The 14,079-nt window shown below is 64.8% G+C and carries 17 protein-coding genes; 10 read left to right on the top strand and 7 right to left on the bottom strand.

Annotation, left to right across the window (positions count from 1 at the left end):
* The first annotated feature begins 1 nt into the window (after position 1).
* From KDD17_RS16435 to KDD17_RS16415, 5 genes are all read left to right on the top strand, one after another.
* Complete coding sequence (locus KDD17_RS16435) at positions 2–466, top strand: hypothetical protein (protein WP_212704644.1); 465 nt, start codon at positions 2–4, stop codon at positions 464–466.
* Positions 426–1,202: an aldolase/citrate lyase family protein gene (locus tag KDD17_RS16430; protein ID WP_212704643.1), complete on the top strand. Its 777-nt coding sequence runs from the start codon at positions 426–428 to the stop codon at positions 1,200–1,202. The genes KDD17_RS16435 and KDD17_RS16430 overlap by 41 nt, the downstream gene beginning before the upstream one ends.
* Complete coding sequence (locus KDD17_RS16425) at positions 1,199–2,374, top strand: MFS transporter (RefSeq protein ID WP_212706278.1); 1,176 nt, start codon at positions 1,199–1,201, stop codon at positions 2,372–2,374. Before KDD17_RS16430 ends, KDD17_RS16425 begins: the two co-directional genes overlap by 4 nt.
* A gap of 74 nt (positions 2,375–2,448) precedes the next feature.
* Complete coding sequence (locus tag KDD17_RS16420; protein ID WP_212704642.1) at positions 2,449–3,471, top strand: aspartate-semialdehyde dehydrogenase; 1,023 nt, start codon at positions 2,449–2,451, stop codon at positions 3,469–3,471.
* A 101-nt stretch (positions 3,472–3,572) separates the two neighbouring features.
* The gene (locus KDD17_RS16415; RefSeq protein WP_212704641.1) at positions 3,573–5,177 is read left to right on the top strand and encodes a DUF4139 domain-containing protein; all 1,605 of its coding nucleotides are present in this window, start codon (positions 3,573–3,575) and stop codon (positions 5,175–5,177) included.
* Between the two features lie 174 nt (positions 5,178–5,351).
* Here KDD17_RS16415 and KDD17_RS16410 read toward each other — a convergent pair whose 3' ends face one another.
* From KDD17_RS16410 to KDD17_RS16395, 4 genes are read right to left on the bottom strand one after another with little or no spacing between them, the layout of a single operon-like run.
* A complete protein-coding gene (locus KDD17_RS16410) occupies positions 5,352–6,053 on the bottom strand; it encodes a hypothetical protein (protein ID WP_212704640.1) in 702 nt (233 codons plus the stop codon).
* Between the two features lie 42 nt (positions 6,054–6,095).
* A complete protein-coding gene (locus KDD17_RS16405; protein WP_212704639.1) occupies positions 6,096–6,407 on the bottom strand; it encodes a P-II family nitrogen regulator in 312 nt (103 codons plus the stop codon).
* Positions 6,408–6,411: 4 nt separating this feature from the next.
* The gene (locus tag KDD17_RS16400; protein ID WP_212704638.1) at positions 6,412–7,395 is read right to left on the bottom strand and encodes a sodium-dependent bicarbonate transport family permease; all 984 of its coding nucleotides are present in this window, start codon (positions 7,393–7,395) and stop codon (positions 6,412–6,414) included.
* A 43-nt stretch (positions 7,396–7,438) separates the two neighbouring features.
* The gene (locus KDD17_RS16395) at positions 7,439–8,089 is read right to left on the bottom strand and encodes a carbonic anhydrase (RefSeq protein ID WP_212704637.1); all 651 of its coding nucleotides are present in this window, start codon (positions 8,087–8,089) and stop codon (positions 7,439–7,441) included.
* Between the two features lie 148 nt (positions 8,090–8,237).
* Between KDD17_RS16395 and KDD17_RS16390 the strand changes: the two genes are divergently transcribed.
* The 3 genes from KDD17_RS16390 (at position 8,238) to KDD17_RS16380 (ending at position 10,868) form a co-directional block, all read left to right on the top strand.
* A complete protein-coding gene (locus KDD17_RS16390; RefSeq protein WP_212704636.1) occupies positions 8,238–8,618 on the top strand; it encodes a hypothetical protein in 381 nt (126 codons plus the stop codon).
* Positions 8,619–8,688: 70 nt separating this feature from the next.
* Positions 8,689–10,071 (top strand): leucyl aminopeptidase family protein, encoded by a 1,383-nt coding sequence (locus KDD17_RS16385; protein WP_212704635.1) that lies wholly within the window; start codon positions 8,689–8,691, stop codon positions 10,069–10,071.
* Positions 10,068–10,868: a C40 family peptidase gene (locus KDD17_RS16380; protein WP_212704634.1), complete on the top strand. Its 801-nt coding sequence runs from the start codon at positions 10,068–10,070 to the stop codon at positions 10,866–10,868. Before KDD17_RS16385 ends, KDD17_RS16380 begins: the two co-directional genes overlap by 4 nt.
* Here the strand turns inward: KDD17_RS16380 and KDD17_RS16375 are convergent.
* Positions 10,849–11,205 carry a DUF2794 domain-containing protein gene (locus KDD17_RS16375; protein ID WP_254796830.1) on the bottom strand — a complete coding sequence of 119 codons (357 nt, stop codon included), beginning with the start codon at positions 11,203–11,205 and terminating at the stop codon, positions 10,849–10,851. The two genes, KDD17_RS16380 and KDD17_RS16375, sit on opposite strands and share 20 nt — an antisense overlap.
* Positions 11,206–11,344: 139 nt before the next feature.
* On the opposite strand from KDD17_RS16375, the gene paaI reads away from it, so the two are divergent.
* Together paaI and paaK are read left to right on the top strand one after the other, a co-directional pair.
* Positions 11,345–11,785 (top strand): hydroxyphenylacetyl-CoA thioesterase PaaI, encoded by a 441-nt coding sequence (gene paaI, locus KDD17_RS16370; RefSeq protein WP_212704633.1) that lies wholly within the window; start codon positions 11,345–11,347, stop codon positions 11,783–11,785.
* Positions 11,782–13,092 (top strand): phenylacetate--CoA ligase PaaK, encoded by a 1,311-nt coding sequence (gene paaK, locus KDD17_RS16365; RefSeq protein WP_212704632.1) that lies wholly within the window; start codon positions 11,782–11,784, stop codon positions 13,090–13,092. Before paaI ends, paaK begins: the two co-directional genes overlap by 4 nt.
* Here paaK and KDD17_RS16360 read toward each other — a convergent pair whose 3' ends face one another.
* Positions 13,093–13,365, bottom strand: a complete 273-nt coding sequence (locus tag KDD17_RS16360) for an I78 family peptidase inhibitor (protein WP_212704631.1) — start codon at positions 13,363–13,365, stop codon at positions 13,093–13,095.
* On the bottom strand, positions 13,362–13,991 hold the full coding sequence (locus KDD17_RS16355) for a TetR/AcrR family transcriptional regulator (RefSeq protein WP_212704630.1): 630 nt from the start codon (positions 13,989–13,991) through the stop codon (positions 13,362–13,364). Before KDD17_RS16355 ends, KDD17_RS16360 begins: the two co-directional genes overlap by 4 nt.
* Positions 13,992–14,079 lie beyond the last annotated feature (88 nt).

The raw sequence follows: 14,079 nt of genomic DNA, 5'->3' as shown, positions 1-14,079 counted from the left end.
GATGAGGCGCCGCAGCTTTCTTGCCGGTTTGGGGGCGCTGGCGGGCAGCGCACTGGTGCCGTTCGCACGGGTGCGTGCGGCGGCGGTCGCGGCACCGGCGATCCCGCCCACGGCGCGGGCCTGGGCCACGCTGATCGTGCGGGCGCAGGGGCGGTCAAGCCCCGCGATGCTGGCGCGGCATCTGGGTCTGACACCGGCGCAGGCCAACGCGCTTTTCTCTTCGCTGCTGCGTGAGGGAGTCGTGCAGGCGCCCGGCGCTGCGGGCATCGCACGGGCGACGGCCCCGCTGCAAACCACAGGCCGCACGGCGACCCGTGCCGCCGCCCTGCGCGCCCGGCTCGCCCGCGCCGCCACGGCCACACAAGCACTGGTCAAAGACGCGCCCGTGGCGCAAAGTCCCGTCGAACAGGACGAGGACCAGACCCATGCCGGCACCGATCAACCCCTTCAAGAAAGCGCTCGCTGACGGCGAGATTCAATTCGGCTGCTGGCTCGGCATCCCGACCGGTTTCACGACCGAGCTGATGGGCCACGCCGGTTTCGACTGGCTGGTCATCGACGGAGAACACGGGCCGCAGGATTACCGCGCCACGCTCAACGCACTGCAAGTGCTGGCAGGCACACCCGCGCACCCGGTGGTGCGCGTGCCCGTGGGCGATACGGTCATCATCAAACAAATGCTCGATCTGGGCGCGCAGACGCTGCTGGTGCCCATGGTGGAAAGCGCCGCACAGGCCGAACAGCTGGTGCGCGACGTCACCTACCCGCCCCACGGCGTGCGCGGTGTCGGCTTTGCGCTGAGCCGCGCGGCAGGGTTCAGCACCATCGCCGACTACGGCAAGACGGCGGACGCGCAGATCTGCCTTCTGGTGCAGGTCGAAAATCGCGCGGGGCTGGCCGCGCTGGATGAGATCCTTGCCGTCGAGGGCGTGCACGGCGTCTTTATCGGCCCTTCCGATCTGGCCGCCGACATGGGCCACATGAGCAATCCCGAACACCCCGACGTACAGGCCGCAATCATGGACGCGATCACCCGGATCCGCGCGGCGGGCAAGGCGCCCGGCATCCTGTCGACCCGCGATCCGATGACCAACGCCGCGCTTGAGGCGGGCGCGCAATTCGTGGCCGTTGGCGCGGACGTGCTGTTGCTGGGCACCGCCGCCCGCGGCCTTGCGGCCAAATGGCAGGCCACGCGCGGGTGAACGCGGGCCTTGCCCTGCTGGCCTTTGCCTATGTGCTCAGCCAGTTCTTTCGCGCCTTTCTGGCGGTGCTCAGCCCGTTCCTGCAAAGCGATCTGGGTGCCACGCCGCAGGATCTCGCCTTTGCCTCGGGGCTGTGGTTCATCGCCTTTGCCGCGTTGCAGCCGCCCATCGGCTGGGCGCTGGATACCCACGGACCCCGCCGGACCGCCGCCGGGTTGATGCTGCTGGGCGCGGGTGGCGGATCGGCGGTGTTCGCGCTGGCGAGCAGCCCGCTGCATATCTCGGTCGCGATGACACTGATCGGCGTGGGCTGCGCGCCCGTACTGATGGCAAGCTATTACATATTTGCGCTGGATCACCCGACGGATCGCTTTGCCTTTCTTGCCGCCCTCATGGTCGGGATCGGCACGCTGGGTAATCTCGTCGCCTCCTACCCCATGACGCTCGCCGCCGAGACGATTGGCTGGCGCGCGGCGATGTGGGCGCTCTGTGCCGCGTCTTCGGCCACCGCGCTGGGGATTCTCGTGCTGGTGCGTGACCCGGTGAAGGGCCCGCAGACCGAGGTCGGCAGTTTTGCCGCCGTGCTGCGCATCCGCGCGCTTTGGTTCATCTTTCCGCTGATGCTGGTCAGCTACGCCGAGGTCGGCGCGCTGCGCGGCCTGTGGATCGGCCCCTATCTGGCCGAGGTCTTTGCCGCCCCGCCCCGCGTGATCGGGCAGGCCAGCCTTGCCATGGGTCTGGCGATGGTCGTGGGGCCGATGGCCTATTCCGCCGCCGACCGCATCATCCCCAGCCGCAAATGGATCATCTTTGGCGGCTCTGCGCTGCTGCTGATATCGACGCTGGCGCTGATCGGCGCGCCGGACCGCTCGATCCTGTATGTCGCGGCGATCATGTGCCTGATAGGCTTTTTTGGCTCGACCTATCCCGCGATCATGGCCCACGGGCGCAGCTTCCTGCCGCCGCATCTGGTCGGGCGCGGGGTCACGATGCTGAACCTGTGCTCCATCGGGGGTGTGGGCATCGCGCAATTCGCGACCGGGCGAATCTACAGCGGCGTTGACCCTGCGGCCGGTGCGGTCGCGCCCTATTGGATGATCCTGATCTTCTTTGCCGCGCTGCTGACGCTGGGGCTTGCGGTGTATCTGTTTTCCCGCGACGCGCCAACGTGAGCGCCGCGCCCCTTTCCAACCGGGGCAATCGCGTATAACAGGCGCGCACTACCCACCCTAATTGGAGAGAAAAAATGGGTTATCGCGTCGTCATCGCGGGTGCCACCGGAAACGTGGGCCGTGAAATGCTGAACATCCTGGCCGAGCGCCAGTTCCCCGTGGATGAAATCACGGTCCTTGCCAGCCGCAAATCGCTGGGCACGGAAGTCAGCTTTGGTGACAAGACACTCAAGACGAAAGACCTCGATACCTTCGACTTTGCGGGTTGGGATATGGCCCTGTTTGCCGTCGGCTCCGAGGCGACAAAGAAATACGCGCCCAAGGCCGCCGCGGCAGGCTGCGTGGTGATCGACAACTCATCGCTCTACCGCTACGACAGCGAGATTCCGTTGATCGTGCCCGAAGTGAACCCGCAGGCCATCCACGGCTATTCCAAGAAGAACATCATCGCCAATCCCAACTGCTCGACCGCGCAGATGGTGGTGGCGCTCAAGCCCCTGCACGACCGCGCGCGCATCAAGCGCGTCGTGGTCAGCACCTATCAATCCGTCTCCGGCGCGGGCAAGGAAGGCGCGGACGAGCTGTGGGATCAGACCAAATCCATCTACAATCCGACGTCCGACGTGCCCCCGTCGAAGTTCACCAAGCAGATCGCGTTCAACGTGATCCCGCATATCGACGTGTTCATGGACAGCGGCGAGACCAAGGAAGAATGGAAGATGGTCGCCGAAACCAAAAAGATCGTCGATCCGTCGATCAAGGTCACGGCCACTTGCGTGCGCGTGCCGGTCTTTGTCGGCCATTCCGAGGCGATCAACATCGAGTTCGAAGACCACCTTGACGAGAACGAAGCGCGCGACATCCTGCGCGAGGCGCCCGGTGTCATGGTGATCGACAAGCGCGAGGATGGCGGATACGTCACGCCCATCGAATGCGTGGGCGATTTTGCGACCTTCATCAGCCGCATTCGCCAGGACAGCACTATCGACAACGGCCTGAACATGTGGTGCGTCAGCGACAACCTGCGCAAGGGGGCAGCCCTGAACGCCGTGCAGATCGCAGAGCTTCTGGGCCGCGAAGTGCTCAAGAAGGGCTGAAACCCGCCGAAACGAACAATTGCGGAAGGGGTGCCCCACGGCGCCCCTTTTTCTTTGGCACGCGGCGGGGCATGTTTGATCCAACACACAGGAGACCCGCCATGCGCCTCGCCCTCACCGCTTTGCTGATCCTCACCGGTCCGGCCCTTGCCGAAACCTACACGGCCACCTCCGCGCCGACATCCGTGACAGTCTATCCCGGTTTTGCTACCGTGACCCGACAGATCGACGTGGCGGTAGCAGCGGGCGCGCATGAAATCATCCTGCCCGACCTGCCGCGCGGGATTGACCCCGCACGGCTGCGCGTCACGGTCGATGGCGCCACCCTACGCAGCACTCGCCTGCGCCAGAATGCGTTGCCCCCCGCCCCCGACGCAGACACCCCCGAGATCACCGCCGCCCGTGCGGAGGTGGAGCAGGCGGAGGAGGATTTGCGCCAACTTGACGACCGCATCGAGGACGCGCGCCTCGTTGCCAGCGCCGCTGAAGCGCGCGTGACGTTTCTGTCGGGCCTTTGGTCAAGCAAGACACTGCCCTCGGACCCGGATGCGCTCGCGAATGTGGCAAGGATGATCGAGGCACAGACGCTGAGCGGCACACAGGCCCGCGTTGCCGCCGAGCGATCGGCCCGCGAGATCAGCGCACAGCGCCCTGATCTCGAGGAGGCGCTCAGCGACGCCCGCGCGGCCCTCGCAGCCCTCACACCGCCTGCCGATCCCGGTGCACTGCTGGTGCTGTCGATCTCCGTCCCCGACGCGGGCGAGGTCACTGTCAGCACGCAATACCCCGTCTCTGCCTCCTGGCAGCCGACATACGATCTGTTTCTTGATCGTGAGACCGAAACGCTTGCCTTGCGGCGCGGCGCCACCGTTTTTCAAAACAGCGCCGAAAGCTGGCGTGACGTGCGCGTCACACTCTCGACGCTCAGCCCATCGGGGCAGGTCAGCCCCTCGACCCTTTTCCCGCCACTGCTGCGCTTTGAGGAACCCGGTCGGGCGCAGCTTCAATCCCGCGCGGCGGCAAGTGATTTCGCCGCCGCCGTTGAACCCGTCATGGCGGAAAGCGGGGCGGTAGCCGCGAATTTCGACGGACCGGGGGTGAGCTATCCCGTACCGGAGAGCATCGATATCGCCCCCGGCGCCGATGGCGCGCGCGTTGCCCTCGATACATTGCGCTTTGACGCGCGGCTGTTCGCCCGCGCGGTACCTGCCTTCGATACCACCGCCTTTCTGATGGCCGAGGCCGTTAATTCCAGCGCCGAGCCGTTGCTTGCCGCCCCCGTGGCACAGCTCTTCGTCGACGGTGGTCTTGTCGGGCAAACCGCGTTTGCGGCCGTTGCCGCAGGTGCCTCGATCACGCAGGCCTTTGGCCCGATCGAGGATCTGCGCCTGACGCGCACCGTGCTCGATCGCAGCGACGGGGATCGCGGCATTATCAACCGCAGCAACCAGCGACTGCAATTTACCCGTCTGGAGATCGAAAACCTTGGTCAGGAGAGCTGGGAAGTTGAGCTGCGTGAGGCCGTGCCCTACAGCGAACAGGACGATCTGACGGTCAACTGGGCCGCTGATCCAGCCCCGACCACAGCGAATGTCGATGACACCCGCGGGTTGCTGGAATGGTCATTTACGCTTGGCGCTGGCGGGGAGCGGGCAATCACGCTCGAGCAGGACATCCGCTGGCCCGAAGGCACCAATCTGCGATAGTTGTCGGCATACGTCCGCCACTGCGGGAGGCAATCGACCGGAGGCGCGGCGCGCAGCAAACGGGATCCGCGCTTTGTCCGCGCGAATTTGCCATGATTGGCCACGCACAGCGGCGCCCATACCATCAATTTGATCAGACCCGCTTTTTTCTCAGGCCGGGGGCGCCATGTGGCCCTAGGTTCGTGTCGCGGTCAGCGGAGCCCCTGCGATATCGCCGCCCCTCTCTGGCAAGGGTTCACCAAACCGTGCAATCAGCGCATCATAGGACGCGCCAATCGCATCCGTGTTGCACAGATGCCGACCAGTCGATCTGACGTATATCCCCAGACCCGCGCCCAGCGCGCGCATCTCCATCCCCTCGCGGGCAAGGCGCGCAATCAGATCAGGCCAGCAGGTGGCGGCGGCGAGCTGCGCGCTCAGTAACCCATGGCGGCGGTCGTCCAGCTTGCCGGCGGGCATAACGCCGCGGTGTGTCATCGCGTGTGTGTGCTCCGGCATCGGGCCGCCGAAACGGCGCACCAGATCGCCGTATTCCATCCCCAGATCGGACGCTTTGCAGACACGTGTACCGCAGCTCAGCTTGCGCACGATCAGCTCGCCCGCGGCGAGGCGCAGCGCATAGCCATGCGGGCGCAATCGCACGGCCAGATCCTCCCAATCCCGCGCGGCGGCCATATCCGTGGCGAGGAGCGCCTGAAGGGCCGCGATAAGCCGTGGGTCCGGGGGCACCTTTGGGGTATTCAGCTGCCGGTCGACCTCACGCTTGAGAAGGACGCGTACCAAATGCCCGATGGTGACATCCTGCGCCGTCGCAACCCGCTGCGCCCCCGACAACAGCTCCCGCGGGAGCTTGAGCATGACCGATTCCAATTCCATGCCCCAGCCTGCGCGGTGCATGGTTAACGGCGCGTTAACGGTTCAGAACCGCTCCGCCCGCAGCACGTCGCAATCGACAACACTGACCACGCCGATGTGCCGCTCGACCACCGCAAAAGCGGCATCCAGCAGAGCATCCAGCCTGTCGGGGCGAATGATGCACACGACCTGCACCATCCCCTGCGCGCGGCTGACCTGCCCGGCACGTGTCCATGCGCCGGATCGACCCGACCCACCGAGAACGGGCAGGATGGAATAACCGGTCACGCCCGCCCCCTCCAGCGCGTTCGTCAGCCGCGACTGCATCACGTTCTCGATGGTGATTTCCACACGTTTAGCCTTGTGAGTCTGCATCGGATCAGCCTCCGGTCATTGCCATGGCGACACCCACGTAAAGGGGGATGCCGACGGTCAGGTTAAAAGGAAATGTTACGCCCAGCGATAGCGTCAGGTACAGCGACGGGTTCGCCTCGGGCAATGCGACCCGCATCGCCGCGGGCACCGCAATGTAGGACGCCGAGGCCGACAGCACCATCATCAGCGCCACACCGCCCGAGCTAAGCCCCAGCAAAAGCCCCGCACCGAGCCCGAAGGCCGACCCGATCAGGGGCATCAGCACGCCGAAGGCCAGCACGCCGGGCGTCAGCACCTTGCCGCCCCCGCGCAGCCCACGCCCCGCAACAAGCCCCATATCGAGCAGGAAAAGGCACAGCACACCCTTGAACGGATTGACGATAAAACTCGAGATTTCGGCCAGCCCCCGCTCCCCCGTGGCCCAGCCGATAAAGAAACTGCCGACCAGCAGCACGATGGATCCGTTCAGCATGATCTCGCGGATCAGCGCGCTATCCATCCCCTTTGCCGCATCCCCGCCCCCGCGCGAGATGAGCCATAGCGCCGACAGGATCGCGGGCGCTTCCATCGCGGCGGCGACAGCGACCATATAGCCCTCGGACTCCACCCCGCGCCCTTCGAGAACCGATGTCGCGGCAACAAAAGTCACGATCGAAATGGAGCCGTAATGCGCAGCCACCGCAGCCGCATCGAGGCGGCTCATCCCCGTCATCACCTTGAGCAGCGCAAAGGCAATGAGTGGCAGCAGCGCCGACAGGATCACCCCCGCCAGCAGCGAAAATCCCAGCCGCGCGTCCAGCCCGTAGGAGGCAACACTCGCCCCGCCCTTGAAGCCGATGGCAAACAGCAGATAGATCGACATGCCCTTGGCGACCGCTTCGGGGATGCTCAGATCCGACCGGGCCAGCGACGCCGCGAGACCAAGAACAAAACTGAGAATGATCGGCGACAGAAGATTCTGGCCCGCGAGGCTCAATAGATCGGACATGCTGCGCCTTTCTTTGCTTTCCCGCCACGCGGGTAAAGCGGGGTTACACTGCCCGGAACCGGGCCTCTTGCGTGTCGTAAAATTCCAGCGTCCCGGCGCTGATGTCGACCCATAGCCCGTGCAGGGTCAAGGTATCCTCCGCAACCTTGTCGGCAAGCCACGGGAAGGACATCAGGTTTTCCAGCGACATCATCACCGATGATTTTTCAAGCGCCCGCAGCTGCGTATCCTCATCGCCGATATCCTTCACGTCATCGTATTTGGGCCGCAGGATGTCCATCCAGCGCCCGACAAAGCTGTGGTTGCCTTCCAACTCGGGCGCATCGCCCCGGCACATGTTCAAACAGCCCTGAACGCCGCCGCAATTGGAATGGCCCAGCACGATCAGATGCGCGACCTTGAGAACCTGTACCGCGTATTCAATCGCCGCCGATGTGCCGTGCTCCTTCCCGTCGGGCTGATAGGGCGGCACCAAATTGGCGATATTGCGGTGGATAAACAGTTCACCCTGCTCGGCGCCGAACATGGAAATGACGTTTACCCGGCTGTCACAGCACGAAATCACCATGGCACGGGGGTGCTGCCCGTCCGTCGCCAGCTTCTGGTACCACGCACGGTTTTCGGCGTAACTTGTAACTTTCCAACCCTGGTAGCGTTGCACCAGGTAGGAGGGCAATGGTTTTGCCTCATGCATGGGTCATGGGTCCTCTTGTCGCAGTTAGCCCCAATTAGACCGAAATCCGCCCAATTTCGAGCGTTAATCCGCCCGGCCGCGAAAGGATTTCTAAAACTCCGGCCCCCATAAGGCTCGGCAGCCGTGGGGGCGCGTGAAGGGAAGTATCATGGGTGTTGTCGAGCAATTGCGACTTGTCGAGCAGGTCGAACTGGATCAGGTGCGTCTGGGCGCGCTCTATACGCAGCTGGGGGAGCAGAACGCGGAAAGCGTCGTTGCCCGTGCGATGGAGGAACTTGCATCGCGGCTCGCTCAATGCCGCGCGCAGTGGAACGGCGGAAAGACCGCGCAGTTGCGCAAGAACAGCCGCTCACTGATCGCCATTTCCGAACAGATCGGCATGTACCGGCTGGCGCAGGTCGCGGCAGACGTGACCAGCTCCATCGACGCGCGCGACGATGTGGCGGTGGCGGCAACGCTCGCGCGCCTGATGCGCACCGGGGAGCGGTCCCTGTCGGCGGTCTGGAAGATGGAGGACCAACGCCTTTAGAGGCGGTGGCTTGCGGCGGCGCGGGAACGGGCTACTCTGCCCGTCGACCTATTTGCCGGAGCCTTGCCCTATGCCGCCGCGTTTTGCGACCGATCCCGCCGCCGCCATTGCGACCCATGTCATCGCCAGTGACGACCTCGAAAGCTGGCTTTCCGATCAACCCGAACGGGTGCGCACCTGGGTGGGTGCCAGCGGCTTCACCGGCGCGCTGGGGCAATCGCTGACCCTGCCCGGCGAGGATGGCGCGATCGCCGCCGCCCTCATCGGCTACGGGACCGACGCACGCCGCAAGCGGGGGCGCTTTGCCCTCGCACAGGCGGCGCCGCGCCTGCCCAAGGGCAGCTACAGGATCGACAGCGGCCTGCCGGAGGACGTGGCGGAGATCGAAGCGCTGGGTTGGCTGCTCTCCGCCTACCGCTTTGACCGGTACAAGGATAAATCCCCCATGAACGCGCAGCTGATCGCGCCCGGCGGCGTCGATGCCGCGCGGATCGAAGCGATCGCCGAGGGTGAATATCTGACCCGTGATCTCATCAACACACCCGCTTCCGACATGGGCCCCCCGGATCTTGAAAAGGCGGCGCGCGATCTGGCTCAGGAACACGGCGCTGACATTTCGGTCATCACCGGCGAGGCGCTGCTGGAGGCCAATCTACCAATGATCCACACCGTTGGCCGCGCCGCCGACCGGGCGCCGCGCCTCGTTGACATGCGCTGGGGCGACGCCGGGCCGACGCTGACGCTGGTGGGCAAGGGCGTGTGTTTTGACACCGGCGGGCTGAACCTGAAACCGGCCGCGTCCATGGGCCTGATGAAAAAGGACATGGGCGGCGCCGCCGCCGTGCTGGGCCTGGCGCATATGCTCATGGCCACGGGCGCAAGGTTGCGCCTGCGCGTGCTGATCCCGGCGGTCGAAAACTCAGTGTCGGGCAATGCGTTCCGTCCGCAGGACGTGCTGACCTCGCGCAAGGGGCTGACGGTCGAGATCAACAATACCGATGCCGAGGGGCGGCTGGTGCTGGCCGACGCACTGGCGCTGGCGGATGAGGAGAAGCCGGACCAGATCATCTCGATGGCGACGCTGACGGGGGCCGCGCGCGTGGCCGTAGGCCCCGACCTTGCGCCCTATTTCAGCGATGATCCGCTGTTTGTCACGGCGCTTGAAGCCGCCGCCGCCGGTGTCGCCGATCCCGTCTGGCGCCTGCCGTTCCACGACCCCTACGAGAGCATGATCGAACCCGATGTGGCCGATCTGGACAACGCGCCCAAGGGTGGCTTTGCCGGGACAATCACCGCGGCCCTGTTCCTGCGCCGGTTTGTCACCGACAGCCGCTACGCGCATTTCGACATCTACGGCTGGCAGCCCAGCGCCGCACCCGCGCGGGCCAAGGGAGGTGTCGGGCAAGGCACCCGCGCGCTGCTGGAGGCACTCCCCGGGATCCTCTCGCGGTGAGCGATCCGCGACTGACCCCCGATCCCGCACGGATGATGCAATCCGAGCCTGCGCAGGTCTGTGTGCCGCTCACCGATCTGATGCGCCAACCTGGCGGTCCACGCGACCGGCAACTGCTGTTGGGCGCGGATGTGACGCTAATGGATGCGCAAGGCTCCTGGGCCTACGTGCAGGCGCAGGCCGACGGCTATTGCGGCTATGTCGAGCGGCACCACCTCGCGGCGGCCCTTGCGATCACCCACCGGATCATCGCCCCCGCGACGCACGCCTATCTTGACGCGGACATCAAATCGGCGGACCGCACCAGCCTCAGCCATGGCAGCCGTGTGGCCGCCACAGGGCAAAGCGATGGCTTCATCGAAACCGCCCATGGCCATATCCCCCGTCAGCACCTCGCCCCCGTTGACAGCCTTCACGACGATCCGGCCGAGGTTGCGGCATTGTTCATCGGCACGCCGTACCTGTGGGGCGGCAACAGCCGTTGGGGCATCGACTGCTCTGGTCTGGTACAGGCGGCGTGTGCAGCCTGCGGCCTGATCTGCCCCGGCGACAGCGATCTGCAAGAGGGCGCGCTTGGGTCCGAAGTGACGGACGACAGCCCACCCCAGCGCAATGATCTGCTGTTTTGGAAAGGGCACGTGGCGCTTGTCTATGACGCGCAGACGCTGATCCACGCCAATGCGCACGCCATGGCCACCGTGTTCGAGCCGCTTCAGGACGCCATAGACCGCATCGCACAGGCGGACGGACCGGTGACAAGCCACCGTCGTCTCGCGGTCAGTCCACCGCGCGGATAAGCTTGCGCTCAAGCACGCGCAAAACTGTCTTCAGGTCGTTCCCGCGCTTGAGGATCTGGCCGTTCAGCCCGATCACCGCGTACTGCCCCTGTTTGCCACGCAGGCGGGGCCGCTTTTCTATGCGGTACATCGGCATTTCCGCCGTGCGGCGGAATACCGAAAAAACGGCGACATCGCGCAGGCACGAAATCCCGTAATCCCGCCACTCGCCCGCAGCGACCATGCGCCCGTAAAGCGACAGGATCACCGAAAGTTCGGTGCGGTGAAAAGCGACCTGATCGGGCGCCCGCGTCGCGGCGACGCCCATTCCGGTCTGGGGAGGGGGTGGAAAGCTCATACCGATACAATTGCCCTGCGCCCCCCGATTATCAAGGGGGATCCCGCACCTGACCGCCTGCTTGACAGACTTACAATTTGCTTGATCGCGTTACATCTATGTGCAGAATATCGAAAGCAATGAAACGTATTGGCACAGTATGACACCGCAAGACCGCGCCCAAAGGGCGGCCAAGACAATGATGGCCAACGACCGCGCCAGCCGCGCGCTGGGCATGCAGCTGACCACCATCGCGCCGGGCGAGGCGACGATGACGATGCAGGTCACCGGCGATATGCTCAACGGGCACGGTATCTGCCACGGCGGCTATATCTTTACACTCGCCGACAGTGCCTTCGCGTTCGCCTGCAACAGCTACAACCGCCTCACGGTCGCGCAACAGAACCAGATCACCTATATCACACCGGGCAAACCCGGCGAGACACTGACCGCCACGGCACGCGAGACAGCTCTTGCCGGTCGCTCCGGCGTCTACGATGTTGAGGTGACAGGCGACGATGGCCGCACGGTCGCCACCTTCCGCGGCCTGTCCCGCACGATCAAAGGCCAGCATTTCCCCGAAGACGGAGCGTCCGCATGAAAGATCTCACCCCCGACCGCGCCAGCCTTGATCCGATCGAGATCGCCAGCCGCGACGAGATCGAGGCGCTGCAACTCGACCGGCTGAAATGGTCGCTGCGCCACGCCTACGATAACGTGCCGTTCTACCGGAAATCCTTTGACGCGGCGGGCGTGCACCCGGACGATCTGCACACGCTCAGCGATCTGGCCAAATTCCCCTTCACCGTGAAAACCGACCTGCGCGACAATTATCCCTTTGATATGTTCGCCGTGCCGCGCGATCAGCTGCGGCGCATCCATGCTTCATCCGGCACCACGGGCCAGCCAACTGTCGTGGGGTACACCCAGAACGATCTGACGAATTGGGGCAATGTGGTCGCGCGCAGCCTGCGTGCGGCGGGCATGCGGCCCGGTGACATGCTGCACAACGCCTACGGCTACGGGTTGTTTACCGGTGGTCTGGGCATCCATCTGGGCGCAGACGCGCTGGGGCTGGCCACGATCCCGATTTCGGGCGGCATGACCCCGCGCCAGGTCCGTCTGATCACCGATTTCCAACCCAAGGGCATCACCGTGACGCCCTCCTATGCACTTTCCGTACTCGATGAATTCGCCGCGCAAGGGATCGATCCGCGCAGCTCCTCGCTTGAGGTCGGCATTTTCGGCGCCGAACCCTGGACCAACGCCATGCGCCGCGAGATCGAGCAGGCCTTTGATATGCACGCCGTCGACATCTATGGCCTGTCCGAAGTCATGGGCCCCGGCGTGTCGATGGAATGTGTGGAAAGCAAGGACGGCCTGCACATCTGGGAGGACCACTTCTACCCCGAGATCATCAATCCCGAGACCGGCCAACCCGTCGCCGATGGCGAGCGCGGCGAGCTGGTATTCACCTCTCTCACGAAAGAGGCGTTTCCGATCATCCGCTACCGCACCCGCGATCTGACGCGGCTTCTGGCAGGCACCGCGCGGACCATGCGCCGGATGGAGAAAGTCACCGGGCGCAGCGACGACATGATCATCCTGCGCGGCGTGAACGTCTTTCCCACCCAGATCGAAGAGCTGTTGATGCAGACCCCGGCGCTCGCCCCGCATTTTCAGATCGAATTGACCCAAGAGGGCCGCATGGATCGTATGCGCGTGCTCTGCGAAGCCTCTGACGCCGGGGTCGACGCACACACCCGTGAGGCTGCGGGGGCGGCCCTGTCGGCGGCGATCAAGCAGACGGTGGGCATCAGCGTCGCCATCACCGTGGGCGACGTCGGCGCCGTCCCGCGCTCGGAAGGAAAGGCCGTGCGCATCCTGGATGCTCGGCCAAAAGGTTGATCAGCCGCAGCTCACCGACACAATGACGTCCGTTTCATCAAGCAGGACGTTTACCCGTTCGGGCACCAAATCCTGCGTCACGGCCTCATCCGTGCGGTAGACCCGCTTGGGCTCCGGCACGATCAACGCGGCGGCGGCATCCTGCCCGATCAGCCCCTGCTGTGCGGCGGCGCCGCAGGTGTCAGGGCCGCCCGCCGGGGCGCCACCGCCCGCAGGGGGCACCACCGCGCCGCATCCGGCGACCAAAACTGCGGTCAATATCGCGTATCTCATGTGCCGTACCTCGCTAGAAAAACCTCGACCGCGCTGTCGACAACCCGGTCGATCTCGGTCGCGCTGACCCTATCGATAACCCCAAACGTCAGCTGCATCCAGACCTGCGCCTTGCACAGTTCCCCAAATTGATCCGCGGCCAACAGATCATCCGCAATCCGCAACTCACCCCGCGCCCTTGCCTCGCCGAAGTATTCCGCGATCTCCTGACGCATGACTGCCGGACCAGACTCGTAGAACGCGCGCCCCAGTTCGGGGAATCGCTCCGCCTCCGCCACACAGATCCGAAAGATCCGCTGCCCGAATTCAGTCGTGATGAAGCTCAAAAAATGCCGCCCGGTCTGGCCAAGCACCTCCCGCGGCGGCGCGGTCTTGTCGATGCTGTCCATGGCGGCACTGGCTTGACGCTGGCACTCGCTGTTCACGACTTCGATGAACAGGATCCGCTTGTCGGGGAAATACTTGTAAAGCGTCGCTTTCGACACCCCGGCAACCCGTGCGATCTCGTCCACGCTGGCGCCCTCAAACCCGTCCGACAGGAACACCTGCCGCGCGCCCGCCAGCACCTGCGCGTATTTGCGCCCGCGGTGCACCGGGGTATCGGCGTGTGTGACTGTCTGATCCATAGAGGCTCCAACTAGGGCGGAACGGCAGGATATAAACAGATCGGTTCAGTTCCAAGCCGCATTCGCCCGCGATTTACGCTAGCGCGAC

This window comes from Sulfitobacter albidus (assembly GCF_018200035.1).
Lineage (GTDB): Bacteria > Pseudomonadota > Alphaproteobacteria > Rhodobacterales > Rhodobacteraceae > Sulfitobacter > Sulfitobacter albidus.
Note: the sequence above shows the minus strand (reverse complement) of the source record. Positions and strands in the feature narration are given on the sequence as shown.

Bases quoted from the DNA above. Each gene is read 5' to 3' on its own strand.
- KDD17_RS16435 (WP_212704644.1), top strand. From the start codon at position 2: ATGAGGCGCCGCAGCTTTCTTGCCGGTTTGGGGGCGCTGGCGGGCAGC.
- KDD17_RS16430 (WP_212704643.1), top strand. From the start codon at position 426: ATGCCGGCACCGATCAACCCCTTCAAGAAAGCGCTCGCTGACGGCGAG.
- KDD17_RS16420 (WP_212704642.1), top strand. From the start codon at position 2,449: ATGGGTTATCGCGTCGTCATCGCGGGTGCCACCGGAAACGTGGGCCGT.
- KDD17_RS16415 (WP_212704641.1), top strand. From the start codon at position 3,573: ATGCGCCTCGCCCTCACCGCTTTGCTGATCCTCACCGGTCCGGCCCTT.
- KDD17_RS16410 (WP_212704640.1), bottom strand. From the start codon at position 6,053: ATGGAATTGGAATCGGTCATGCTCAAGCTCCCGCGGGAGCTGTTGTCG.
- KDD17_RS16405 (WP_212704639.1), bottom strand. From the start codon at position 6,407: ATGCAGACTCACAAGGCTAAACGTGTGGAAATCACCATCGAGAACGTG.
- KDD17_RS16400 (WP_212704638.1), bottom strand. From the start codon at position 7,395: ATGTCCGATCTATTGAGCCTCGCGGGCCAGAATCTTCTGTCGCCGATC.
- KDD17_RS16395 (WP_212704637.1), bottom strand. From the start codon at position 8,089: ATGCATGAGGCAAAACCATTGCCCTCCTACCTGGTGCAACGCTACCAG.
- KDD17_RS16390 (WP_212704636.1), top strand. From the start codon at position 8,238: ATGGGTGTTGTCGAGCAATTGCGACTTGTCGAGCAGGTCGAACTGGAT.
- KDD17_RS16385 (WP_212704635.1), top strand. From the start codon at position 8,689: ATGCCGCCGCGTTTTGCGACCGATCCCGCCGCCGCCATTGCGACCCAT.
- KDD17_RS16375 (WP_254796830.1), bottom strand. From the start codon at position 11,205: ATGAGCTTTCCACCCCCTCCCCAGACCGGAATGGGCGTCGCCGCGACG.
- paaI (WP_212704633.1), top strand. From the start codon at position 11,345: ATGACACCGCAAGACCGCGCCCAAAGGGCGGCCAAGACAATGATGGCC.
- paaK (WP_212704632.1), top strand. From the start codon at position 11,782: ATGAAAGATCTCACCCCCGACCGCGCCAGCCTTGATCCGATCGAGATC.
- KDD17_RS16360 (WP_212704631.1), bottom strand. From the start codon at position 13,365: ATGAGATACGCGATATTGACCGCAGTTTTGGTCGCCGGATGCGGCGCG.
- KDD17_RS16355 (WP_212704630.1), bottom strand. From the start codon at position 13,991: ATGGATCAGACAGTCACACACGCCGATACCCCGGTGCACCGCGGGCGC.